General features: G+C 55.0%; 31 protein-coding genes and 1 tRNA gene. 10 read left to right on the forward strand and 22 right to left on the reverse strand.

The window, feature by feature from the left end; translation table 11 throughout:
- Window positions 1-85: 85 nt before the first annotated feature.
- Both C4J91_RS17815 and C4J91_RS17820 read right to left on the reverse strand, forming a co-directional pair.
- Window positions 86-508 (reverse strand): phage regulatory CII family protein, encoded by a 423-nt coding sequence (locus C4J91_RS17815; protein ID WP_124363547.1) that lies wholly within the window; start codon window positions 506-508, stop codon window positions 86-88.
- 89 nt (window positions 509-597) lie between these two features.
- Window positions 598-834: a YdaS family helix-turn-helix protein gene (locus tag C4J91_RS17820; protein ID WP_008431880.1), complete on the reverse strand. Its 237-nt coding sequence runs from the start codon at window positions 832-834 to the stop codon at window positions 598-600.
- A 98-nt stretch (window positions 835-932) separates the two neighbouring features.
- On the opposite strand from C4J91_RS17820, the gene C4J91_RS17825 reads away from it, so the two are divergent.
- Entirely contained in the window at window positions 933-1,358 is a 426-nt protein-coding gene (locus C4J91_RS17825; protein WP_124363548.1) for a hypothetical protein, read from the forward strand.
- A 53-nt stretch (window positions 1,359-1,411) separates the two neighbouring features.
- Here the strand turns inward: C4J91_RS17825 and C4J91_RS17830 are convergent, their stop codons facing one another.
- From C4J91_RS17830 to C4J91_RS17850, 5 genes are all read right to left on the reverse strand, one after another.
- Complete coding sequence (locus C4J91_RS17830; protein WP_124363549.1) at window positions 1,412-1,852, reverse strand: type II toxin-antitoxin system YafO family toxin; 441 nt, start codon at window positions 1,850-1,852, stop codon at window positions 1,412-1,414.
- A 3-nt stretch (window positions 1,853-1,855) separates the two neighbouring features.
- The gene (locus C4J91_RS17835) at window positions 1,856-2,395 is read right to left on the reverse strand and encodes a hypothetical protein (protein ID WP_124363550.1); all 540 of its coding nucleotides are present in this window, start codon (window positions 2,393-2,395) and stop codon (window positions 1,856-1,858) included.
- Between the two features lie 315 nt (window positions 2,396-2,710).
- Window positions 2,711-3,508 (reverse strand): phage antirepressor KilAC domain-containing protein, encoded by a 798-nt coding sequence (locus C4J91_RS17840; protein ID WP_124363551.1) that lies wholly within the window; start codon window positions 3,506-3,508, stop codon window positions 2,711-2,713.
- Window positions 3,505-3,906 carry a DUF3077 domain-containing protein gene (locus C4J91_RS17845; RefSeq protein WP_256681604.1) on the reverse strand — a complete coding sequence of 134 codons (402 nt, stop codon included), beginning with the start codon at window positions 3,904-3,906 and terminating at the stop codon, window positions 3,505-3,507. Before C4J91_RS17845 ends, C4J91_RS17840 begins: the two co-directional genes overlap by 4 nt.
- Window positions 3,884-4,048, reverse strand: a complete 165-nt coding sequence (locus tag C4J91_RS17850) for an Arc family DNA-binding protein (protein ID WP_124363552.1) — start codon at window positions 4,046-4,048, stop codon at window positions 3,884-3,886. The genes C4J91_RS17845 and C4J91_RS17850 overlap by 23 nt, the downstream gene beginning before the upstream one ends.
- A gap of 103 nt (window positions 4,049-4,151) precedes the next feature.
- Here C4J91_RS17850 and C4J91_RS17855 point away from each other — a divergent pair, with 103 nt between their 5' ends.
- A complete protein-coding gene (locus C4J91_RS17855; RefSeq protein WP_124363553.1) occupies window positions 4,152-4,619 on the forward strand; it encodes a helix-turn-helix domain-containing protein in 468 nt (155 codons plus the stop codon).
- Window positions 4,620-4,716: 97 nt separating this feature from the next.
- Here the strand turns inward: C4J91_RS17855 and C4J91_RS17860 are convergent, their stop codons facing one another.
- On the reverse strand, window positions 4,717-5,544 hold the full coding sequence (locus C4J91_RS17860) for a hypothetical protein (protein ID WP_124363554.1): 828 nt from the start codon (window positions 5,542-5,544) through the stop codon (window positions 4,717-4,719).
- Window positions 5,545-5,741: 197 nt separating this feature from the next.
- Here C4J91_RS17860 and C4J91_RS17865 point away from each other — a divergent pair, with 197 nt between their 5' ends.
- From C4J91_RS17865 to C4J91_RS17875, 3 genes are all read left to right on the forward strand, one after another.
- Window positions 5,742-6,092: a hypothetical protein gene (locus C4J91_RS17865; RefSeq protein WP_124363555.1), complete on the forward strand. Its 351-nt coding sequence runs from the start codon at window positions 5,742-5,744 to the stop codon at window positions 6,090-6,092.
- A gap of 102 nt (window positions 6,093-6,194) precedes the next feature.
- The gene (locus C4J91_RS17870; RefSeq protein ID WP_124363556.1) at window positions 6,195-6,569 is read left to right on the forward strand and encodes a hypothetical protein; all 375 of its coding nucleotides are present in this window, start codon (window positions 6,195-6,197) and stop codon (window positions 6,567-6,569) included.
- A gap of 128 nt (window positions 6,570-6,697) precedes the next feature.
- A complete protein-coding gene (locus C4J91_RS17875) occupies window positions 6,698-7,957 on the forward strand; it encodes a hypothetical protein (RefSeq protein ID WP_124363557.1) in 1,260 nt (419 codons plus the stop codon).
- On the opposite strand, the gene C4J91_RS17880 is transcribed toward C4J91_RS17875, so the two are convergent.
- From C4J91_RS17880 to C4J91_RS17910, 7 genes are all read right to left on the reverse strand, one after another.
- Window positions 7,929-8,147, reverse strand: coding sequence for a hypothetical protein (locus C4J91_RS17880; protein ID WP_124363558.1), 219 nt, complete (start codon window positions 8,145-8,147; stop codon window positions 7,929-7,931). The genes C4J91_RS17875 and C4J91_RS17880 overlap by 29 nt on opposite strands.
- Before the next feature lie 133 nt (window positions 8,148-8,280).
- Entirely contained in the window at window positions 8,281-8,799 is a 519-nt protein-coding gene (locus tag C4J91_RS17885; protein WP_124363559.1) for an AidA/PixA family protein, read from the reverse strand.
- 754 nt (window positions 8,800-9,553) lie between these two features.
- Window positions 9,554-9,880 (reverse strand): DUF2388 domain-containing protein, encoded by a 327-nt coding sequence (locus C4J91_RS17890; protein ID WP_124363560.1) that lies wholly within the window; start codon window positions 9,878-9,880, stop codon window positions 9,554-9,556.
- A gap of 88 nt (window positions 9,881-9,968) precedes the next feature.
- Complete coding sequence (locus C4J91_RS17895; protein WP_124363561.1) at window positions 9,969-10,736, reverse strand: DUF1828 domain-containing protein; 768 nt, start codon at window positions 10,734-10,736, stop codon at window positions 9,969-9,971.
- Window positions 10,729-11,250: a hypothetical protein gene (locus C4J91_RS17900; protein ID WP_177412832.1), complete on the reverse strand. Its 522-nt coding sequence runs from the start codon at window positions 11,248-11,250 to the stop codon at window positions 10,729-10,731. Before C4J91_RS17900 ends, C4J91_RS17895 begins: the two co-directional genes overlap by 8 nt.
- Window positions 11,251-11,292: 42 nt before the next feature.
- Window positions 11,293-11,520 carry a hypothetical protein gene (locus tag C4J91_RS17905; RefSeq protein WP_124363562.1) on the reverse strand — a complete coding sequence of 76 codons (228 nt, stop codon included), beginning with the start codon at window positions 11,518-11,520 and terminating at the stop codon, window positions 11,293-11,295.
- Window positions 11,521-11,530: 10 nt separating this feature from the next.
- Window positions 11,531-11,995 carry a hypothetical protein gene (locus C4J91_RS17910; RefSeq protein ID WP_124363563.1) on the reverse strand — a complete coding sequence of 155 codons (465 nt, stop codon included), beginning with the start codon at window positions 11,993-11,995 and terminating at the stop codon, window positions 11,531-11,533.
- A gap of 283 nt (window positions 11,996-12,278) precedes the next feature.
- Between C4J91_RS17910 and C4J91_RS17915 the strand changes: the two genes are divergently transcribed.
- The 5 genes from C4J91_RS17915 to C4J91_RS17930 all read left to right on the forward strand — a co-directional run bounded on the left by C4J91_RS17915 (window position 12,279) and on the right by C4J91_RS17930 (window position 14,762).
- Window positions 12,279-12,500, forward strand: coding sequence for a hypothetical protein (locus C4J91_RS17915; RefSeq protein ID WP_124363564.1), 222 nt, complete (start codon window positions 12,279-12,281; stop codon window positions 12,498-12,500).
- A gap of 48 nt (window positions 12,501-12,548) precedes the next feature.
- Window positions 12,549-12,782, forward strand: coding sequence for an Arc family DNA-binding protein (locus C4J91_RS17920; RefSeq protein WP_124363565.1), 234 nt, complete (start codon window positions 12,549-12,551; stop codon window positions 12,780-12,782).
- Window positions 12,779-12,946: a hypothetical protein gene (locus tag C4J91_RS27615; protein ID WP_164484556.1), complete on the forward strand. Its 168-nt coding sequence runs from the start codon at window positions 12,779-12,781 to the stop codon at window positions 12,944-12,946. Before C4J91_RS17920 ends, C4J91_RS27615 begins: the two co-directional genes overlap by 4 nt.
- A complete protein-coding gene (locus C4J91_RS17925; protein WP_124363566.1) occupies window positions 12,939-13,286 on the forward strand; it encodes a hypothetical protein in 348 nt (115 codons plus the stop codon). Before C4J91_RS27615 ends, C4J91_RS17925 begins: the two co-directional genes overlap by 8 nt.
- Before the next feature lie 291 nt (window positions 13,287-13,577).
- A complete protein-coding gene (locus C4J91_RS17930; protein ID WP_124363567.1) occupies window positions 13,578-14,762 on the forward strand; it encodes a tyrosine-type recombinase/integrase in 1,185 nt (394 codons plus the stop codon).
- A gap of 82 nt (window positions 14,763-14,844) precedes the next feature.
- Here the strand turns inward: C4J91_RS17930 and C4J91_RS17935 are convergent.
- The 7 genes from C4J91_RS17935 to rpmI all read right to left on the reverse strand — a co-directional run bounded on the left by C4J91_RS17935 (window position 14,845) and on the right by rpmI (window position 19,766).
- Window positions 14,845-14,921: transfer RNA gene (locus tag C4J91_RS17935), tRNA-Pro, on the reverse strand.
- Between the two features lie 90 nt (window positions 14,922-15,011).
- Entirely contained in the window at window positions 15,012-15,368 is a 357-nt protein-coding gene (locus C4J91_RS17940) for a MerR family transcriptional regulator (RefSeq protein WP_003219935.1), read from the reverse strand.
- Complete coding sequence (gene ihfA, locus C4J91_RS17945) at window positions 15,349-15,651, reverse strand: integration host factor subunit alpha (RefSeq protein ID WP_002553164.1); 303 nt, start codon at window positions 15,649-15,651, stop codon at window positions 15,349-15,351. The genes C4J91_RS17940 and ihfA overlap by 20 nt, the downstream gene beginning before the upstream one ends.
- A 3-nt stretch (window positions 15,652-15,654) precedes the next feature.
- Window positions 15,655-18,033 (reverse strand): phenylalanine--tRNA ligase subunit beta, encoded by a 2,379-nt coding sequence (pheT, locus tag C4J91_RS17950; RefSeq protein ID WP_124363568.1) that lies wholly within the window; start codon window positions 18,031-18,033, stop codon window positions 15,655-15,657.
- A 26-nt stretch (window positions 18,034-18,059) separates the two neighbouring features.
- Window positions 18,060-19,076 carry a phenylalanine--tRNA ligase subunit alpha gene (gene pheS, locus C4J91_RS17955; RefSeq protein WP_034099107.1) on the reverse strand — a complete coding sequence of 339 codons (1,017 nt, stop codon included), beginning with the start codon at window positions 19,074-19,076 and terminating at the stop codon, window positions 18,060-18,062.
- A gap of 109 nt (window positions 19,077-19,185) precedes the next feature.
- Window positions 19,186-19,542, reverse strand: coding sequence for a 50S ribosomal protein L20 (gene rplT / locus C4J91_RS17960; protein ID WP_005789679.1), 357 nt, complete (start codon window positions 19,540-19,542; stop codon window positions 19,186-19,188).
- A 29-nt stretch (window positions 19,543-19,571) separates the two neighbouring features.
- On the reverse strand, window positions 19,572-19,766 hold the full coding sequence (gene rpmI / locus C4J91_RS17965; protein WP_002553160.1) for a 50S ribosomal protein L35: 195 nt from the start codon (window positions 19,764-19,766) through the stop codon (window positions 19,572-19,574).
- Between the last annotated feature and the right edge of the window lie 13 nt (window positions 19,767-19,779).

Consider the following 19,779-nt stretch of genomic DNA (forward strand, 5'->3'; position numbering starts at 1 on the left):
GTTGCTTTCTGCACCGGGCAAAATTGACTCTCCACCCGTTTTAAATAATGCAAGTCTCCAGACGACCGCCTGCTCTGCCGGTCCTTCACGCCGCTTTCACCGACTCCTCCAGCACCAGCAAGCTCTGCCGAACATGGCCGATTTCCTTCTGAATGCCGGCCTTTTCGATCTGCGTTACCCGGCCATCCGCCATGGCGTCATGAACCGCCCGGGAAACATCTCCAGTTTCAGCAGCCATGTGGACGAGCGCTTGAACCAGGCTTTTGCCATCAGGCTTAACCAGCGGCACCAACTCGTACCCCAAAGCACAAGCCAGCAATTGCAGTGGCTCTGGATTGTTGCTGTGCACCAGGATCTGGAGGAACTGCTCGAGATTCAGGCGATGCGAGTCATCGTTGGTATTGCTGCGGTTGAGCAACGCGGTGTGGCTCATGCCCATCAGATGAGCCAATTGTTTTGGCCCCGCCTCCAGAACTGCCTCGTGGATTGCGCGATGTACCTGTTCCATTTCGGGAAACCTCTTGGTGGTTGTCGTGGCGGAACGTTCAGCTCGAGGCGAAGATATGCGTCCTCGGTCAGGGCTTCTTTTAAACGGGTTTAAAGATTCGGCTCTTGGCCTGAATTACGCAGATAGGCCCAGTCAACATCGGGCCGGAGCTCTTCACAGGTCACCGCCCTGCTCGACTCCCGTTCAAGGTTAATAGCGAGGCCTGGACCCGCCCGGCGAAAACCGTGGGCAATCTGCTTGAGGTTCCCAGCACTGGTGCCGCTGCGCTTGGCCAACGACTCCACCGAGGGGGTGTCGAGGGACCGAATGAGTTCGAGTAGCGTCATGTTTGCCTCCGAAAGAAGCTCAGATTACTTTTTGCTAATTCAAATAGCAATAGCATTTTATAATTTACTGTTTGCTAACGCAGGGACACTATTCGCCTATGGATATCAAAACTCTTCGGGTCGACGCGCTGCGGCGTGTCATCGGCCCACTCAGCCAGAAAGACTTCGCCGACCAGCACGATCTGGACGCGTCGTATTTGTCCCAGATCCTCAATGGGCACCGCTCCCTGGGCGAGAAGGCAGCGCTCAACCTCGAGCAGAAAATCGGGCTCACGCCTGGTGTACTGGTCAACCCTAACGGGCAAGGGCCGGCGATGATCGAGGGCGAGTACACGCGGCAGGATTTGGTGCGAGAGGCGCCGTCGGCCTACCAGGTCCTACAGGACAAGGCGACGCCGAGAGCTGTTGCGGTTATCGAGAAGCTCGCCCGGGCCGCGGCGAAGGGAAGGCTCAAGGAGTCGGACCTAGTTCTACTCGAAGGCATTGCAGGACTGCTTGAGAAGGCCAACGCTGAAAAGCCTTGAGCCAAATGCAGAAAGCCCGGCACTGGGCCGGGCTAGAAATTTGATAGAGCTACTCAGTTATCGTTGCGAAACTCACGTCCAAGACGCCCTAAATAGAGCATGAGTTCATTGTCATTTGCTTGGTCATGAGCAGAAGGCATCAAAATCCCGATAATGCAGAATTTGTGATTCTCAAAAAGCCCCCTAGCGTAAACAAGCGCAATATCATTCTCAGGCTCACCCTTCCGACATTTACGCTGCGCCTGCTTTTGTCGCTTTGGAAAATTCCTAGGCGGGATACACAGGTGAATATGTTCGATGCATCCAGCTATCGCTGGAGGAGAACCGTATTCAACATCCAGACCAAAATAGTCAGGTAAATCTTCGCGCATGGATTGCTGATAGCGGCAAAAATCCGCTAAAAGCTGGTCCAAAAATCCGGGATGGGAGGACTCAAGAGGCTTGAAAAATCTCTCATAGGTACTCGGATGAAATGAAACCTCAATAGGCTCCATCAATCAGGAGTTGAACGACGAAGCAGCTTCTCGACTCAGCTTGGCAAGAGCAACCAAGCCTTTACGATCAATAGCGCTGACATAGGGTTTTGGCTCTGCCAGCATCTGACGGATCAGGTTTGCGTTGCGATCAGCCTTGTGCCGGGACTCCGCTAGAACGGTAATCAACTGGTCTCCATGAGGACCCAGTTCGCCCGTGCCTTTGAGGTCTCTAATTTCCTTCAAGGCTCGACCAAATATCTCCGACACAGTAACGAACGGATTATTCAGAAGACGTTGATGTGGAACTTCGCCAGCAAGAATGGCAGCGTAAGCCCTGTCAAAAAAAGCAATTACTCGCTCACCCATTTGGATCAGGCCAGGTATTCGAGCCAGAGCGTCAGCATCCGCAGAGCTTGAAGCTATCAATTCGCCTTCCCGATAGGAAGGCTCTTGCCCAATTTGAGCAGCATCACCGGCAAACGCGGTCGCAGACACAGCCAGCGCACAAACAAGTGCGAGCTTGGTAGCGATTGGAGTTTTGCTTTCGACGACTGACGCCATGGGACTCTCTCGATGTGTTGCTCGCACAGATCAAGCTGACGTGCGTGTCAACCAATTATAACCGTTGCTCATATTTGAGCAATGGCTTGCTAAACCTTCGACTTACGCAGGGCCAACGGTCCTTTTCGCTACGAGATTCTTAGTTTTTATCGATCCTGCTACAACGCACCTGTATCTCCATCCAACGTGGACGGATAGTGATTAACTGATATAGCACGTTGTGACGCTCATCAAGCCAACTCTCTTAGGTGCGCCTTGAAAACTACGCCTCCTGATCGAACAAAGCCCGGCGCTAAGGCCGGGCTCAATTCACTCCTACGCCAACAGATCGGCGTCCCTCTCCCGCCACAGCGCTTCCAGCTTCGTCAGCCCCTTCCCGGTGATCAGTGTCGAGCACGTAGGGATCGTGCCCTGAATGGGATGCTCAAAGGTCCCGAGCTTCACATCCAGCAGGCCGGCCTCGATCTTCGCCTGGTACGGCTCGTTCGATCGGGTGATCCAGCCCTTCTGCCGCATGAACTGCAGTAGCCTGGTGCGGCCGGTACCGATGAGCTTCGCAGCCTGGGCGGCGTTGTACGTCTTGTGTGAAACCACCACCATGTCGTGAAAGGCCACCTTCGGCGCGTCCTGCTCCACCTTCACTTCCAACTCGTGGTTTTCCTGGGACAGCTCAGTGTTGTCAGCTTCCAAGGCGACAACTTTGCGGACGTTGTCAGTCAGCAGTGCAAGCAAAACCTTGGGGTCGTTTAGGCGCGTCATATCAAACGCAGGCTGGAATGCCGATTCCTCCAGTGCCTGCCAGCGGTCGACCAGCGCACCAGTGAACTCAGGGCTTAGCTGCGCGACTACCACTAGACTGTCACGCTTTCCTTTTTCGCCGGAGAATACATATTCCTCGACCGGCCGGCCGCCGGTAGGCTTTTCCACCATCGGTGGGATATCGATTACCCCCTTGGCTGCCAACCTCTCAATGGCTCGCTTGACGCTATCGTGTCGAGAGCTCACCAGATCGGCTATTTCCTGTGACGACATTGTTCGGGCCACATTTGAAGACTGCGGAAAACGTGGCGCACCATCAGAAGATTGCTCGGATTGAATGGAGATAGTGTTCATCGCGTTTTCTCCAGGCCTTCGGCGACAGAGTCGATTGCAGCCTTAGCAGACTCGACCGCCAAGTGTAGCAACCATGCTTGGCTTGGCGTAACAATGAGCTCTGCCATTCCCGCGTCCCCCAACGCCGATCTCACGCTATGAAGAATGCAAGATGCCTGATTTAAAGCATCGACGGCAGGAACGCCTGGACAGACGCTGTACAAATCTTGTCGCTCAACGTTGCAGCGTACGAATGAAAGCGGCACGGTCAGCGCCCCTTTAACAGCGCCAGCATTGAGTTTTTCGTTTACTTCGGTATGCTTATTCATGACGATTTCTTCCTCGAAGTTGATCTCGTTAATCCCAACCCCAGCGCCGGCCAGCGCTGGGGTTTTTTTATGCTTGGCTGATTTGCTCATCTTCACGCTCCAGGGATTTTCTCAGGCGGAATACAATTTCGCTGCTTAGGCTGCGTCCATTCTCAGTTGCCTTTTTTTCAAGGTGCTCTCGCATCACCACAGCGATGCGAACGCCAACTACCTTCTTTTCTGCGCCTTTCATGAAGCTTTCTCCGTTGTCTGAGCGTTGACTTTATTGCTCTTTGTTGCCTTTGTAAAGCAACATGTTGCTTATTTTGCATGTACACGCCTAGCCGTGTACTTTCATGGCTTTACTTGCACTGACGGAGCATGAATTGGACGCATTGTTTGGCAAGCGGTTAGCCCGAGCTAGGGCAGCGGCCAACATGACACAGCGGGAATTGGCGGGCGCTGTCGGCATAACTTGGTCTCAGATTTCTCGCTACGAAGCCTCGAAGGCAAAACCGCGTCTCGGGGTTCTACTCAAGCTTGCCGAGGCATTGGGGGTGACAGCGGAGGACCTATCCGGCGAAGGCAGCGATGACGAAGGCCGTGAAATTACCTTGATGCTTAAAGCCTCCGAGGAAAAAGCAATTGAAGATTTTGCTGCCAGAGAAGGCATCTCCTTTGAGCAGGCAGTAAATAAGATAGTCGCAGCCGGTATGAAGGACCGTATGGACAGAAACCCCGACTTGATGGCGCAGTTGGAGGCTGAGATTCCAGGTGCATATCAGAAGCTTATTAAATTGCTAGCCAAAGACCAGAGCGAATAGTTCCTCATCTCCATTAGTGCAGATTAAATCAACGCTTCGAAGCCCAATAGTACGGTTTGCGCGCAGACCTTACGGTATGCGCGCAAACCGTAAAAACTTACCGCTGTGATTGCTCGTATTGACCAATCCACTCGTAAAGCGTTCTTTCTTTGACTCCATGGACGCGAGCGATAATCCGCACAAAATCAGCACGGCTTCTGTACTCGTGCTTTGATTCCACCCACTCATTGACTAGCTTGGCTTTGAGTGCGTTTGTGGGCGCGTGCCTACTACTACTGGCCTTTTTTGCTCTTGATCCCAAAGCGAGGCCAACCGACGCAATGCATTCTTTATAAAGCTTTGCAGAAGATAAGTTTGTTTGGACTATATCAATAGCCTCATCGAGTCCACGTCCATCTATATGGCTAGCGATAACACAGCTATCCACGTGCATTACTGCTATAGCGGAAAGTAACTTCTCAAAATCAGGGAATTTATCCGCCGCAATTTCACCACTAATGACTGTATCCTTTGCCGTCCTCATAAAAACCTCTACGAGCCACCCAAGTGGGGCATCTTGCATTTCAGCAACCAGATTAGTTACAGGAGGTTCGTCCGCATCTGAATGTAGAACCAGTACATCTGCATCAATCCAGCTCTGCACGACAGGTGCAAATTCTTCTTCAATACCAACAATCTCCTTGTAAATATCTTTAAAATCCTGGACCGATGGATTTTTACCTAATTTTTTTGCAACAAGAACATATGCCTCACGGCCAAGGCGCCAAACAGATGGAAGCGAAGGCTGTCCGTTCCACTCATTGCCATACCAAGACCTGTCACTTGGTACGCCATCAAGCCCTATGAACAGTTTTTCTTTAAATCCTAACTCGCCGTCAGCGAAAGTTAAGTAAGGATCCACAGCCAAAAAACCGCTGAAGCTCATGTCACACCTCGCATACCGCGTCCCATAGCTGTCTATCCATCCAGCGATGACACCAGTTTAACCAGCCCGTTAGCAAATTGTAATAGCCCTGCGGCGCATCCGAGGAACACACCCAAAATGACCGGGCATTCAGGCGTTGAGGGCGGCATCTGGGATTGGTAGAGTCAGCGCCCCACCACCTGAATCATGGAAAGATGATGCCCACACTGCGCTGGATGATGTTGCCGCTGACCGTTGCTGCGCTGAGCCAAACGGCGTGGGGGTATGGAGATATTGATAACCTGGCAGGATCAACAATCTTGGCTTCTGGCGGACTTGAGCGAGTTACCTGCCCTCCTCTCGGCAATTACGACTGCATGACCTGGCCTCAAGACTTGTACAAGCTCAAGCTACAGAACGTTTGCTTTACTGCCAGGATCATGATGTGCAGCTACTCCTGTGAAGGCTTTATTGCACAGAAGGCCAACATTCAAACGCTTTATGTGGTTGGCAGTACTGGCCTGGACAGTTCGTCGATCAAGCTTTACAAGTGCCCGAACATGTACTGACGCCTTCAGATTGCCCACTAACCGGTTGGGCCTTGTCCACCGCAAGCCGAATGGCGACCTCCAACAAGACTGGAACCTGCGTATTTATGGACGTATATGCAAATGAATGAGGCAAAAGCTCGCAAGCTTGAAGCAGAAATCAATGAGCTGAATACTTTTATAGAGGCTTTGCGCTCGTCGATTGATGCGCGCCGGTCTCGGATTGGATCGGCGAAGACATTGGTACTCGTGGCGCTTTGCTTCGTAGGCGCCACGGGCGTGATTGGAATGTTCATGGAAGGGTTGCGGTGGCACTGGGCGGTGATGATAGGGATCGGCGGACTCACGCTCCATCACGCCCTTCAGACAGAAAAGTCATCGACGGCCATGAAGCAACTGCTTGCGGATACCAAGGCGCGTCTTGACGAAGCAGAGGACGAGTTGAAAAACGAAACTGCAGCGGAACGGTTGAAGGCCCTGTTCACTAAGTCTGGTTGAACTCCAATATCAAACGGAGCGTCCCAATGCTCGAGCGTGCAGCGCCTATCTGTACTTGTTGCTAATGGTGGTTTAGCTGCCCAGAGTGATACGTTCAGTCTCCTCACCCGGCGTGAAGAGACAAGAGCATGGCTGCACTCGAGAAGCGCTATCCCCGCGAATCGTTCACAAGGAAGCTCACCCGGATATGCCAGAAGCTGGACGAGGCATCCACCCGAGCTATCGCTCACAAAGACTTCTTCAACAAAGCAGTGACGTCCCGGGTTGAGATCACTTCGCTGTGGGCTGTCGGCTCGTACGCCCGAGGCGCGCTGATGTGTGGCGACCTGGATCTTGTCCTTGAGTACCAACTTGTGGAAGGCCCTCACCCTGCGCCTCGCACTATGACGAAGACGTTCTTCGGCGCCCCTCCGTACGTTAGCTATTACTTCGGAAAACCAGAGAGCAGCACCTCAGGAGTTGCGTTCCCTGACGCAATCGTGATTTGGACCGAGCCTGGCTGCGATTGGAGAGCTGCGATCGATTCAATTAAGCCTGTCCATAGCGCCGGCCGCGCAGCACGCGAGACGGACTCGATCCCGCTGCGACCGGAACAGCTGTACATGGAAGCGGAGCGTCTGCAGGAGTTAGCAGCGCAGGAGAGAAAAGGCCTCGTTGACTGGGAGTTTGTCGAATTCACCTCGGCAGACCTCGATCCGGTACCGGCAGAAGAAGTCAGCGATCGGGATAGAAAGCTCCTCCGGATAGCTCCCATGATGGGCAAGAAATCCCAGGCGCTGATACCTGCGATAATTCGATTAATGGCCAGGTACGAGCCCAATGGAGGCTGGGGTTCATCAGATAGCTATCGCGTGAAGTTTAGCTGCGGTGCGACAGCTCTGCATTTGGGGCGCCCCGCTTTGCCGCACAACCCATTCGAAGAACTAACCATCAAGCAATACGCCCTCCTCCCGCACATCAGCAGGAAGGGCCCTAACGGCGCTTGGGTAATTCGCCGCGGCCCCAACCATCCAGACACCAAAGCTCTCGCAAACAGGCACGCTTATTATCTGGGAAGCCAAGGATATCCGGAGACAGTTGCGTATCGCGATCGAAGTAAAATCTGGTCGACGGAAATGCTTGAGCTTTTCAGCACGCACGAAGATGCCGAAGAATTTGCAGCCATGCTGGATGAGGAGCGTGGACCACCAAACACGGTGATTAGTAGAGCCGAAGGGCTAGACCTGATCTCACTTTTCGCCCTGGTGGACGTCGTCGAAATTGGGGAGCATCAGCTCGCAATTACACGTGCCAGCGCTGCCTACTTTGAGCGAGACAAAGCGAAGATGGACGAGATCGTGGCCGCCCTCCCCCTGGCGATCAATCCCGCCCCTGCGCCCTCAGCCTAGCAATACCCTGCTTGATGTGCCCGGCGTTCTCGCCGATCGTCTCCAGGGCACCGCGCACGTTGCCGCCAGCCTCGGCGCTGCCTTGGCTTTCGACGAGCAATGTCAGCTCCATCAAAGCAGCCTCAAGAGCGAGCTGGTTCTCGCAAATGCGTTCGAGAGTGTCAGGAAGAGAGTATTCGAGAGAGGGCATTAGATTTTATCCAAGCACATGAATTCGCTTCAAAGTTCTTGTTCATTGCGGGCTAAATCGATAATGCGTCTGCGAGCGGACCTGACCGGCATGCCACCGGTCGGGTCTGTGCGCGACGTCTCGGCTATTCCAGTTAGTGGTCAGTGACGGTGATGTAAGGATCCCAGGTATGGGTTTCGCCGATTTGCTTCAGGCTACGGTCCAGCAGGACGAATTTGATTTGATAGGCGAGCTTCCCCTCGCTTTCAGCAACGGCCTGCCAAACGGTGTAGGTCACATCGGTTTTAGCGAAGGCTTGGGTTTGGCCGTCCTCTAGATAGGGCACCGGGATATTTTTAACGTTTATGGGCGTTGGTGCAGAAATGGAGCCGCCCTGCGTGGAATCCTTGGATTGGTTGATGCCGATAATAATTGCGACGCGGTCAAAGTTACGCGACAGGGTGGTGGCACGCCAGCGGACGATGTCTCCCGGGTTGAGGTCGATCCACAGTTCGTAGCCTCCGTCGGCGGTGATGCCGCTGGCTTGGCTATCGATCGCATCGCGATTCACGAGCATGGAAACCGCATTAGCTACTAATGCGTTGGGGTTGGCGATCAAGTAATCGGCGTCAATAGCGATGAGTACATCAATGGTTTGGGTCGATCCAGACATTTTACAACTCCTTGTTTGAGTGGCAGTTGCCGACCGCGGCCCTAAAAGGGAGTCCGGCCACCCGGTCCCTGGGTGCGGTCTGTGGGAAGAGTAGATGAGGAACCTCTAGTGTCAAGGCGTGGGATTTTGATAAGGGTGGGTCGGTCAGTTTTGCAGAGATGAGCAGCCGACTGAAAGGTTTTCACTAGGGCTTGGGGGGGAACCCTATGTGTTTCGTGGCGTACAGCCGTCGTTGCTCTAACACTGACTGGATACCTGCCATCGCGACTATGCTGAGTTTACCCACAACCGTGATAGAGGCCCCAATGAGAGAGGCACGACGAAAATTGACCCTGACAGCCTGGTGAGAGCTTTCAGCGCTGGATGGAAGTCGAACGGGCGCAGAGGTTAAATACTTCGAATTGCTGAGGCGGGTTGATGCCATGGAGCGAGCCGACCTCATCAAAGGTGATGAGTGGATAAGGCTTGTGAAGCACGCCGGAGCATTGCTTTGCAGTACTGCGCAATGTATGGCGGGCCAGGATAGGCCAGAAGAAAGATAACCCGTCGTCGGGTCCAGTTGTCCGTTGACTCCGGCCATCCGGGAAGGGCGTGGGAAGCATAGCCGCAGGCAAAAAAATGGCCCGCTTAAGTGCGGGCCTAATGGGAATTTTTCAAAGGAGTAGGGCGACCTTACTCACCGTCGTGTAAATGCCAAGTGAAAAGGATGTCCCAAAAACGGATGGTCTGGTGTCACGGCAAGCTTGAAGGTCGATCAGAGAGAAGTAGCGATTGCTTGGGCCAGTTGCATGTCAGACATGAGAGGCAACCTGTAGGTCGAGCGATAGAACTGAGATGCTTGCTCAAACTGAGCGCCGCGAATCTCGCCCTCCGAACCAATGAATGCCAGAGCGTCGGTCTTCGCCGATTTGAAAACCTTTGGCGGCTCGGTCGTGAGAGATGTGGTCGCTCCAATTAAAATGGTTGGCGCGGAGATTGTGAGAAATATCGCGGCAGCGATAGGGTTAGCACCATCACCTGATACGGCCTGCGTGCTGACCGCTGCCAGCAGGGCGATCGCCAGCGTCTTCCATGAGTCCATTCTTCGTTGCTTCCATCACGTCCAGAGATCGCCACAATAGCAGAGCATGGCGGTCGCCAGAAACAAGAAGCCCGGCGCTGAGCCGGGCTTAACGAATGTGGTGAAGAACTTTGTCTCTGAAGTTATCAATATCAGCAATGTCCGGCACAAAATCATTCGCCGCCTTGAGCAGGCGGGTGTGATCTTGTTTTGGAAGAGAAGAGAAATCGCTGCAAACGATGATCGAGGTGAAAGACTCTCCAACCTGCTTCAGGTGCAGAAGGGTAATCGTGGTAATTCTCGCTTTATCTTTGCCATTTACCCCGAAGAGATAAATAGGCCGGCCTTGCGACTGTATCCGGTAATCGACCGTGTAGGCCGGGCCATCCGCAATCTCAGGCACATAGTTTTCCTCAAAGCTGTCAGCAGGAAGGATGGATTTCAAGGCCGCCCGCAGATCATCGTAGAACGTCGAACCAAGACGGGAGCGTGACCATAGCGCCATGTCTTCAACGCGCGACAAACCCTGAGTCAGGTCAAACAGGCCCCGCACCAGCTTATCCGCTGGAACCTCAATGAAAATTTCACCATCTTCATCGCGCAGTCCGGATTCTGCCAGGATTCCTTGGTAGAACTTTCCTCGCGAGCCATTTGAGTATTTTGAAATGTCGTTCTCGTAGCTCAGGCGCATCATTGTTGTGCCAGCATCGGACAACCGCCAGCCACCAGACGTCCTGGCTAGATAAGCAGTGAACTGATCCCCGTCGCGTGCAACCAGCGGGAGAGATACCGCCAGCAAATCCCCGCACTCACGCACAGCAACATCTTCGCAGAAGGCTGTGCAGAGTGATTCGCGGATTTCAGTTAGTTCATTCATCAAAAAAACTCAGCTGTGTCGTCATACCCTTGACTGCCCCGTTCTCGATTGTTGGCGGGACGGGCTTTTGCAGGCCAGAAATATTGCAATCCTGCAGCATTGCCCAAAGCGCCCCCTCAAGATCAGTGTAGGCGTTCGTGGCAACGGCGTAATGCTCTGGCTTTCTGCCGGCACGCATGTAGCGCTCCGTTGCGCGATGTATGTGCGGAGTGAAATCAATCCGCTCCCCATCCTCAAGCAAATTCTGATGAGGATGGCAGCTGCCGTTGTATCGCGCTAGCGTGATCGTATCGCCGGAGGGGTGCTTTAGAAATATCCCGCATGAGAAGCTATGTGCAATCCTGGAGTTCTGTCGCAAGTAAATTTCGAATTCTGCGCCATCATCCGAGATTACATCGTAGTTCTTCTGCTTGCACGACTGCATATCTTTCCAGCGAGCGCCGGGGTTTGATATGGTTTTATTGCAAGTGAGCAGATCATTGATCTGCGCATCAGTAAGGAGCGTGTCTACCACGTCTTCGTCCTTGAGATATGAATGGGTTTTTCGGGTTGCTTCCTACTCCGGTTTGGCCCTGGTGATGCGCTGATCTCTGACCTCATCCGCATAAGCCACCAGTCTATCTGCCTCCTCATAAAGCGTACCCACCAACCCCATCAGGGCTATGGCATCGGCATCGCTGAGCTTTTCCGAAAGCTTTCCCAGGTCGACACAGGACTGCTCAAGGTTGAACGCTATTGCCTTGACCTCGCGGCGCAGTTGCGGATTGGGCTTGGCGAGGGGCATACCTTAAGACCTATTGCGCCATTATTTCCTGATAGCGCTTCTGGTATTCGTCATAAGGCAGGTTTTGCTCAGTGAGCTTCTGGAGCTGGACCTGCTTGTATTGACTCTTGGTCATAGGTCCAGGTGTCGGCTGCACGGGCGCAGCGGAATATTTCGATGGCGCCCCTCCCCCGACCTTCGACCCGCTTCGGGCATAGCTGCTCACATTCCCATCAGGAGCAATGGTCACCGTCGTGCTCTCTACCTCTGTGCCGATACCTGCGAAACCGACGTAGGCATAGCCCCAACCCAAAACCTGCGATCCGTCAGAATTCTGAGTGACTGCTGTGGGCGGGCCGAGAAGAGCAATTACTTCATTGCTGGTGGTTTTGCCTTTGACCAAACTGTCGATCTGGGCTTGTTCGATTTTGGTGCCACTGCTAGCGCAGCCCGAGAGGAGCGCTGCCATTGAGAGGCAAAGAAGCATCTTTTTCATAAAGTCCCTTTATGTCCTGAGGCCGGCAAACTGAAGCTCTAGCTGGTGCTGCCAACCAGTCGTAATGAAGCGAATCTAACACCATTATTTAGCCACTACGAGTTGAAAGCTTTCTCCCCGCGAAAAATTAGCAAACGTCAAATCTCAAAAACAATTTGCTAATTTATTTAGCTATTGCTAATTTGCAGCCACTCCTTCGCCACCTCATGGCGAAACAAGAGCACCTCAATTTTTTGTGAAAGCCAACAACGTGGCGGGCCCTTGCTCACCCTGGAGAAAGTGAATGTCCCGTAAACCCACCACACCGCTTCAGCTATTCAAAGTGATGATTTCCATCCTGCTCTACATCACCGCCTCTGGCGCTTGGCTGCTTTTTGCCGCCCGCGACCTGATCAGCAGTTCCTCGGATTTCGACGTGACGGCGGCTTTCTTCGGCACCACAGTCTGGCTCATTGCAAGCGCCTGCTTATTCCTCCTCATCACCACGCCGAAATCAGGCGATTAACCCAGTCAGCCAGCTCCCAATATTTCAAGAGCTCGCCAGGAGATCATCATGACCACCAACCAATACGATTCCCGCACCGCCGACAAGTTTGTGGTGCGCCTGCCTGCCGGCCTGCGCGCTGACATTGAGGCGGCTGCGAACGCCGCGGACCGCAGCATGAACAGCGTATTCATCCAAGCCGTGCGCCAGTATCTGGACGGACAGAATCGCCAAGCCTTGCTGCTGGGCGCGCTGGCAAGTGCCGCCGCTCCACTCCCACCTGCTGGGAGTTCGGGCCAATGAGCCGCCGCAACGGACAGCTGGGCGAGCGTCTGATTGAGCTGTTCAACGCCCTGCAGCGCCGGGAAACCACCTTCGGCCAAATTTACGCTATGTCAGCATCGTGCGGGGTCGACGCGCGCCAGGTGCTGGCCGACCACTTTCAAGGTGGTACACCCCATGGCTAAGACAGTACTCCGGGTGCGCCTCGATGGCGTCGCGTTCTACATGAACACCGAGACCTCTTCACCCGGTACCGGACACCGGAACAGGTATCGCTTGTTCAAGACAGAAAACTACGGGCGGGACAAATCCGGCTGGATTCAGGTGGGCTCGACGGCTGGCCAGGAGTTGCTGGCAATTGAAGATGAAAGCACCTTGCTGAAGGCGTGTGAAAAGCTATTCGCCAGCAAAAAGCCCCACCGCTACGACCTGCATGGCGCGATACGCGGCAAACCCGGCAAGTGGGAGGGCGAGGCCTTTCCCGTCAGGAAGTCAGTGCAAATAATGTCCTCTATCGAACAGTGATGACGCCATGGCCAAGTCAACTGCATTACCCATCAAAGAGACCACGCCGCGCTTCCTCAGAGCGTCAACTGCCCCCGCGTACCTGGGCATGTGCAGGGAAGAATTTAATAAGACGGTTCGGCCTAACGTCCGTGAATTTCCCATTGGGAAACAGGGTGTTGGCTTCGACCGCATCGAGCTGGATGAATGGGCAGATTCCTGGGCTGAGTCCATGGCAATTGAAAAGCAGGCCGATCGGGACAACAATCGCCCCCGCAGTGAGCGCCAGGGCAAGAAGAAAGGAGAATTGCCATGGCCCAAAAAGCTATCACCGGGCTCCAGCAAATGCCGAACGGCATCTGGAAGATCGACAAAAAGTATAGAGGAGAGCGAATTCAAGAGAGTACTGGCACTTGTAACCGCGCCGAAGCAGAGCAGTACCTAATCCATAAGCTGGAGAAATTGCGCCAGCAGAAGGTGTATGGCGTTCGGCGGGTCAGGACGTGGCGGGAGGCGGCGACTCGTTTCCTGCTGGAAGTGAAGGATCAGGCCTCGATCCATATCTCGGCCACCTATATGGAACAACTTGACCCGTTCATTGGGGATATGCCGCTGACACACATCGATGACGATGCACTCGCGCCATACATCCAGTCGAAGCTACATCCAGCGGTAGGGAAACCGGTCACCAATCGAACGGTGAACATTGCGCTTCAGCGGGTCATCCGGGTGTTGAACCTCTGCGCGCGCAAGTGGCGTGATGAGGAGCGCCGGCCATTGCTCGATGTGGTTCCGATGATCTCCCTGCTGGATGAGAAGACGAACAGTCGAAAGCCCTACCCGCTTTCATGGGAGGAGCAGTCAATCCTGTTCGCTGAACTCCCGGCACACCTTCAGACCATGGCGATGTTCAAGGTCAACACCGGTTGCCGGGAGCAGGAAGTTTGCAAGCTTCAGTGGAATTGGGAGATTGCGGTACCGGAGCTTGGAACGAGCGTATTCCTGATCCCTGCCGGGTTTGGGGGGAGGAGTGCCAGGGCCGGCGTGAAAAACCGAGACGAACGCCTGGTCGTTATGAATGACGTGGCCAAGTCGGTGATCGAGAAGCAACGCGGCAAGCATCCGCTCTACGTGTTTCCGTTTGGCAAGCCAGATGGCGATGGGAATGAAACGACGGTTCACCGCATGAACGACTCGGCCTGGAAGAAGGCGCGGATCCGAGCGGCGAAGAAGTGGCAGGAGAAATTCTTGCGACCGGCACATGACGGCTTTGCCAGAATCCGAATTCACGACTTGAAGCACACCTTTGGGAGAAGGCTGCGTGCTGCTGGCGTGACGGAGGAGGATCGCAAAGCGCTGCTCGGCCACAAGAACGGGAGCATCACCAGCCACTACTCGGCGGCGGAACTGGATCAGCTGATTGCGGCGGCAAACAAGGTATCAGCAACCGACTCACGCGCACCAGCGCTGACGATTCTGAAAAGGAGGGAGGCATGATGAAGAACGCCAGGGTCACTCGGAAAGTCACTATGGCAAAAACAACAAAGCCGCTAGAAAGCGGCTAAGTCATTGAATAATATGGTCGGGACGGAGTGATTCGAACACTCGACCCCTAGCACCCCATGCTAGTGCGCTACCGGACTGCGCTACGCCCCGACTAGGCGTGTTACTGGGTTTGCTTCTTAACGAAGCGAACCGGAATATACCGCAAGCTTTTGAAATGTGGAAGTATTTTTAAAGCCTGAATCACTTTTTCAGCACCACCAGCACATCTTCGAGTTCGGAGATCATCTGGCGGATCATTTGCTTGTATTGGGTGGTGTCGTCTTTGGCTTCATCACCGGACATGCGCTGGCGTGCGCCGCTGATGGTGAACCCCTGGTCGTACAGCAACGCGCGGATCTGCCGGATCATCAGCACATCCTGGCGCTGATAATACCGGCGGTTCCCAGTGCGTTTGACGGGGTTGAGTTGAGGAAACTCCTGCTCCCAGTAGCGCAGCACGTGCGGTTTTACCGCACACAGCTCGCTGACTTCACCGATGGTGAAGTAGCGTTTGCCCGGGATGACGGGTAGTTCGTCGTTATGACTTGGTTCCAGCATAAGCCTCAACTCGGGCCTTCAACTTCTGCCCTGGACGAAAGGTGACCACACGGCGAGCCGTGATCGGGATTTCTTCTCCCGTTTTTGGATTGCGGCCAGGCCGCTGGCGTTTGTCCCGCAGGTCAAAATTGCCGAAACCGGACAATTTGACCTGTTCGTTGTCTTCCAGAGCGTGCCTGATCTCTTCAAAAAACAGCTCGACCAATTCCTTGGCCTCGCGCTTGTTCAGACCCAACTCTTCGTACAGACGTTCCGCCATCTCAGCTTTCGTCAAAGCCCCCATACGTCACTTCCTTAACGTGGCGTTCAACCTTTGTTCGAGCGAGGTGAGGATATTTTGTGTCGTGGTATTCACCTCATCGTCATTAAGAGTGCGCGATGGATGCTGCCAGGTCAAGCCAACCGCAAGGCTTTTTCTATGCGGATCAATGCCTTTACCCTGATAGACGTCAAATAGCCTGAGGTCTGTCAGCCACTCCCCTGCATTTTCTCGGATTACATCCAGAACAGCCGTGGCGGCGACTTCACGGTCGGCGATCAGGGCCAAGTCGCGGCGTACTTCAGGGAAGCGCGAAAGCTCGCTGAATTTGGGCATTTTGCCCGACGCAACTTCAGCCAGGACCAGCTCAAAAACGAAGACTGGACGGTCCAGGCCCAGGGTTTTCGACAGCTCCGGGTGAATGGCACCGACAAATCCGACCAAACGACCTTCGCGCTCGATACGCGCCGTCTGGCCTGGGTGCAACGCAGGGTGTTTGCCTGGCAGGAACGTGAAGGCGTCCAGCGCACCGGCGAAGCCCAGCACTGCTTCCACGTCAGCCTTGACGTCAAAGAAGTCCACGGCATCACGGCCTTGTGCCCAGCCTTCCGGCAGGCGGCTACCGCAGACCACACCCGCCAGCATCGGCTCTTGCTTCAAGCCATCGAGCTGACCGACAAAGCGCAGGCCGCTTTCGAACATGCGCACGCGATCTTGCTGACGGTTCAGGTTGTGGGACAACGCCTTGATCAACCCTGGCCACAGCGACGAACGCATGGCCGCCATGTCGTTGGAAATGGGGTTGGCCAGTAACAGCGGCTCAACACCTGGGTTGAACAGCTCGAACTGCTTTGGATCGATGAAGCTGTAAGTCACTGCTTCCTGATAACCACGCGCAACCAGCAGGCGACGCAGTTCAGGCAGATGCGCACGGGCTTCAGCTTTCGGCTGCGGGGCCAGACGCGCTTGCGGGTAACGAACCGGCAGACGGTTGTAGCCGTACAGGCGGGCCAGTTCTTCGATCAGGTCAACTTCCAAGCTGATATCGAAGCGATGGCTTGGCACTTCAACGTGCCACTGCCCTTCCCCACCCGCGGAGATGGCGAGACCAAGGGCCGATAGCAGTTGCTCGATCTCGGCTGGCTCGATCACCAGGCCGAGCATTTGCTCAACGCTTTTGGCGCGCAGCGTGATTGGCGCAACGGACGGCAGGTATTGTTCGCTGACAGTCTCGGTGATCGGGCCGGCTTCGCCACCGGTGATTTCCAGCAGCAGGCCAGTGGCGCGCTCCATGGCTTCACGGGCCAGCTTCCAGTCCACGCCACGCTCGTAGCGGTGCGACGCGTCGGTGTGCAGGCCGTATGAACGAGCCTTGCCGGCGATGGCGATCTGGTCGAAGAACGCGCTTTCAAGGAATACGTCGCGAGTGGTCGCAGATACGCCGCTATGCTCTCCACCCATCACGCCGGCAATCGCCAAGGCACGGGAATGGTCGGCGATGACCAGCGTGTCGGCGCGCAGGCTGACTTCCTGGCCGTCGAGCAGTACCAGCTTCTCGCCTTCTTCTGCCATACGCACGCGGATGCCGCCATTGATTTCGGCGAGGTCAAACGCGTGCAGCGGCTGGCCTAGCTCCAACATCACGTAGTTGGTGATATCGACGGCTGCATCGATGCTGCGTACGTCAGCGCGGCGCAGGCGTTCGACCATCCACAGCGGAGTCGGCCTGGACAGGTCGACGTTACGGATCACGCGCCCCAGGTAACGTGGGCAGGCGTTTGGCGCCAGCACTTCAATCGAGCGCACGTCGTCGTGCACGGCAGGCACGCTGGCAACCACCGGGCGCGTAACAGGCACGTTGTACAGCGCGCCCACTTCACGGGCCAGACCGGCCAGGGACAGGCAGTCGCCACGGTTTGGGGTCAGGTCGACCTCGATGCTGGCGTCTTCCAGCTCCAGGTAAACACGGATGTCCTGGCCCACTGGCGCGTCGACCGGCAGTTCCATCAAGCCGTCGTTACCCTCGCCTACCTGCAGCTCGGCCTGGGAGCACAGCATGCCGTTGGACTCGACGCCGCGCAGCTTGGCCTTCTTGATCTTGAAATCGCCCGGCAGTTCGGCACCGATCATGGCGAACGGAATCTTCAGGCCCGGGCGCACATTGGGCGCTCCGCACACGACCTGGAAGGTTTCGGCGCCATTGCTGACCTGGCACACCCGCAATTTGTCGGCATCCGGGTGTTGCTCGGTGCTCAGCACCTCGCCCACTACCACGCCGCTGAATACACCGGCGGCCGGGGTAACGCTATCGACCTCAAGACCGGCCATCGACAGACGAGCAACCAGCTCGTCGCGATCTACCTGCGGGCTTACCCAGCCACGCAGCCATTGTTCACTGAATTTCATCCTGCTCTCCTAAAGATTCGTTACGACTAGCGAAATTGCGCGAGGAACCGCAAGTCGTTGTCGAAGAACAGACGCAAGTCGTTCACGCCGTAACGCAGCATGGCCAGACGCTCAACGCCCATGCCGAAGGCAAAGCCCGAAAACTCTTCCGGATCGATCCCGGACATGCGCAGCACATTGGGGTGGACCATGCCGCAGCCCATCACTTCCAGCCAGCCAGTCTGCTTGCACACGCGACAGCCTTTACCGCTGCACATCACGCATTCCATATCGACTTCAGCGGACGGCTCGGTGAACGGGAAGAAGGACGGACGGAAACGCACCGCCAGCTCTTTCTCGAAGAACACCCGAAGGAACTCTTCGATGGTGCCTTTGAGGTCGGCGAAATTGATATCGCGATCAACCAGCAGGCCTTCGACCTGGTGGAACATCGGCGAGTGGGTAATATCAGAGTCGCTACGGTACACACGGCCTGGGCAGACGATGCGGATCGGCGGCTTGTTCGCTTCCATGGTGCGGACCTGTACCGGCGAGGTATGGGTGCGCAGCAACATGTTCGCGTTGAAATAAAAGGTGTCGTGCATCGACCGGGCCGGGTGATGGCCTGGGATGTTGAGCGCCTCGAAGTTGTGATAGTCGTCTTCGACCTCAGGGCCTTCGGCAATGCCGTAGCCAATGTGGGTGAAGAACTGTTCGATACGTTCCAGAGTCCGGGTGATCGGGTGCAAACCGCCCGAGGCCTGGCCACGGCCAGGCAAGGTCACGTCAATGGACTCGGCGGCGAGCTTGGCCGCAAGATCGGCCTCCTCGAGCGACGCCTTGCGCGCATTGAGAACCTCGGTGACGCGCTCCTTGGCAACGTTGATCAGCGCACCGACCTGCGGGCGCTCTTCAGCCGGCAAATTCCCCAGGGTCTTCATCACCTGAGTCAATTCACCCTTTTTACCAAGGTAGTGAACCCGGATTTGCTCCAGGGCATTGATATCTTCAGCGCTTTGCACAGCCTCAAGAGCTTGAGCGACGAGCGCGTCCAGGTTTTCCATGTACAGACTCCAGATACAAAATAGGGGAAGAGCTTGAAGGCTCTTCCCCTATTTATGACGTTTACCACCTTGGGCTACAGGAGTAACCCAGGGTGACTGTCGGGGGTACTTAAGCCAAAGAGGCTTTAGCTTTCTCGACAATCGCAGCAAACACCGCTTTTTCGTTCACGGCCAGTTCAGCCAGAACCTTACGGTCGATTTCGATGGACGCTTTTTTCAGGCCAGCGATGAAACGGCTGTAGGACAGACCGTTAACACGTGCACCAGCATTGATACGAGCGATCCACAGGGCGCGGAACTGACGTTTTTTCTGACGACGGTCACGGTAGGCGTATTGGCCTGCCTTGATTACCGCTTGTTTGGCAACACGGAATACGCGTGAACGCGCGCCGTAGTAGCCTTTAGCAAGTTTCAGAATTTTTTTGTGACGCTTACGGGCAATGACGCCACGCTTTACACGAGCCATGAGTTACTTCCTCTATTCTTGATCCAAAATTAACGAAGGCGCAGCATGCGCTCGACTTTTGCCACGTCAGACGGATGCAGCAAGCTGCTACCGCGCAGTTGACGCTTACGCTTGGTCGACATTTTGGTCAGGATGTGGCTCTTGAAAGCGTGCTTGTGCTTGATACCGTTAGCAGTTTTCAGAAACCGCTTAGCAGCACCACTTTTAGTCTTCATCTTTGGCATGTTCGGATACTCC

Origin of the sequence: Pseudomonas sp. R3-52-08, assembly GCF_003851745.1 — a bacterium.
Classification (GTDB): domain Bacteria; phylum Pseudomonadota; class Gammaproteobacteria; order Pseudomonadales; family Pseudomonadaceae; genus Aquipseudomonas.

Excerpts from the sequence above, each read along its gene's own strand:
- C4J91_RS17815 (WP_124363547.1), bottom strand. The coding sequence starts at position 508 with ATGGAACAGGTACATCGCGCAATCCACGAGGCAGTTCTGGAGGCGGGG.
- C4J91_RS17820 (WP_008431880.1), bottom strand. The coding sequence starts at position 834 with ATGACGCTACTCGAACTCATTCGGTCCCTCGACACCCCCTCGGTGGAG.
- C4J91_RS17825 (WP_124363548.1), top strand. The coding sequence starts at position 933 with ATGGATATCAAAACTCTTCGGGTCGACGCGCTGCGGCGTGTCATCGGC.
- C4J91_RS17830 (WP_124363549.1), bottom strand. The coding sequence starts at position 1,852 with ATGGAGCCTATTGAGGTTTCATTTCATCCGAGTACCTATGAGAGATTT.
- C4J91_RS17835 (WP_124363550.1), bottom strand. The coding sequence starts at position 2,395 with ATGGCGTCAGTCGTCGAAAGCAAAACTCCAATCGCTACCAAGCTCGCA.
- C4J91_RS17840 (WP_124363551.1), bottom strand. The coding sequence starts at position 3,508 with ATGAACACTATCTCCATTCAATCCGAGCAATCTTCTGATGGTGCGCCA.
- C4J91_RS17845 (WP_256681604.1), bottom strand. The coding sequence starts at position 3,906 with ATGAGCAAATCAGCCAAGCATAAAAAAACCCCAGCGCTGGCCGGCGCT.
- C4J91_RS17850 (WP_124363552.1), bottom strand. The coding sequence starts at position 4,048 with ATGAAAGGCGCAGAAAAGAAGGTAGTTGGCGTTCGCATCGCTGTGGTG.
- C4J91_RS17855 (WP_124363553.1), top strand. The coding sequence starts at position 4,152 with ATGGCTTTACTTGCACTGACGGAGCATGAATTGGACGCATTGTTTGGC.
- C4J91_RS17860 (WP_124363554.1), bottom strand. The coding sequence starts at position 5,544 with ATGAGCTTCAGCGGTTTTTTGGCTGTGGATCCTTACTTAACTTTCGCT.
- C4J91_RS17865 (WP_124363555.1), top strand. The coding sequence starts at position 5,742 with ATGCCCACACTGCGCTGGATGATGTTGCCGCTGACCGTTGCTGCGCTG.
- C4J91_RS17870 (WP_124363556.1), top strand. The coding sequence starts at position 6,195 with ATGAATGAGGCAAAAGCTCGCAAGCTTGAAGCAGAAATCAATGAGCTG.
- C4J91_RS17875 (WP_124363557.1), top strand. The coding sequence starts at position 6,698 with ATGGCTGCACTCGAGAAGCGCTATCCCCGCGAATCGTTCACAAGGAAG.
- C4J91_RS17880 (WP_124363558.1), bottom strand. The coding sequence starts at position 8,147 with ATGCCCTCTCTCGAATACTCTCTTCCTGACACTCTCGAACGCATTTGC.
- C4J91_RS17885 (WP_124363559.1), bottom strand. The coding sequence starts at position 8,799 with ATGTCTGGATCGACCCAAACCATTGATGTACTCATCGCTATTGACGCC.
- C4J91_RS17890 (WP_124363560.1), bottom strand. The coding sequence starts at position 9,880 with ATGGACTCATGGAAGACGCTGGCGATCGCCCTGCTGGCAGCGGTCAGC.
- C4J91_RS17895 (WP_124363561.1), bottom strand. The coding sequence starts at position 10,736 with ATGAATGAACTAACTGAAATCCGCGAATCACTCTGCACAGCCTTCTGC.
- C4J91_RS17905 (WP_124363562.1), bottom strand. The coding sequence starts at position 11,520 with ATGCCCCTCGCCAAGCCCAATCCGCAACTGCGCCGCGAGGTCAAGGCA.
- C4J91_RS17910 (WP_124363563.1), bottom strand. The coding sequence starts at position 11,995 with ATGAAAAAGATGCTTCTTTGCCTCTCAATGGCAGCGCTCCTCTCGGGC.
- C4J91_RS17915 (WP_124363564.1), top strand. The coding sequence starts at position 12,279 with ATGTCCCGTAAACCCACCACACCGCTTCAGCTATTCAAAGTGATGATT.
- C4J91_RS17920 (WP_124363565.1), top strand. The coding sequence starts at position 12,549 with ATGACCACCAACCAATACGATTCCCGCACCGCCGACAAGTTTGTGGTG.
- C4J91_RS27615 (WP_164484556.1), top strand. The coding sequence starts at position 12,779 with ATGAGCCGCCGCAACGGACAGCTGGGCGAGCGTCTGATTGAGCTGTTC.
- C4J91_RS17925 (WP_124363566.1), top strand. The coding sequence starts at position 12,939 with ATGGCTAAGACAGTACTCCGGGTGCGCCTCGATGGCGTCGCGTTCTAC.
- C4J91_RS17930 (WP_124363567.1), top strand. The coding sequence starts at position 13,578 with ATGGCCCAAAAAGCTATCACCGGGCTCCAGCAAATGCCGAACGGCATC.
- C4J91_RS17940 (WP_003219935.1), bottom strand. The coding sequence starts at position 15,368 with ATGCTGGAACCAAGTCATAACGACGAACTACCCGTCATCCCGGGCAAA.
- ihfA (WP_002553164.1), bottom strand. The coding sequence starts at position 15,651 with ATGGGGGCTTTGACGAAAGCTGAGATGGCGGAACGTCTGTACGAAGAG.
- pheT (WP_124363568.1), bottom strand. The coding sequence starts at position 18,033 with ATGAAATTCAGTGAACAATGGCTGCGTGGCTGGGTAAGCCCGCAGGTA.
- pheS (WP_034099107.1), bottom strand. The coding sequence starts at position 19,076 with ATGGAAAACCTGGACGCGCTCGTCGCTCAAGCTCTTGAGGCTGTGCAA.
- rplT (WP_005789679.1), bottom strand. The coding sequence starts at position 19,542 with ATGGCTCGTGTAAAGCGTGGCGTCATTGCCCGTAAGCGTCACAAAAAA.
- rpmI (WP_002553160.1), bottom strand. The coding sequence starts at position 19,766 with ATGCCAAAGATGAAGACTAAAAGTGGTGCTGCTAAGCGGTTTCTGAAA.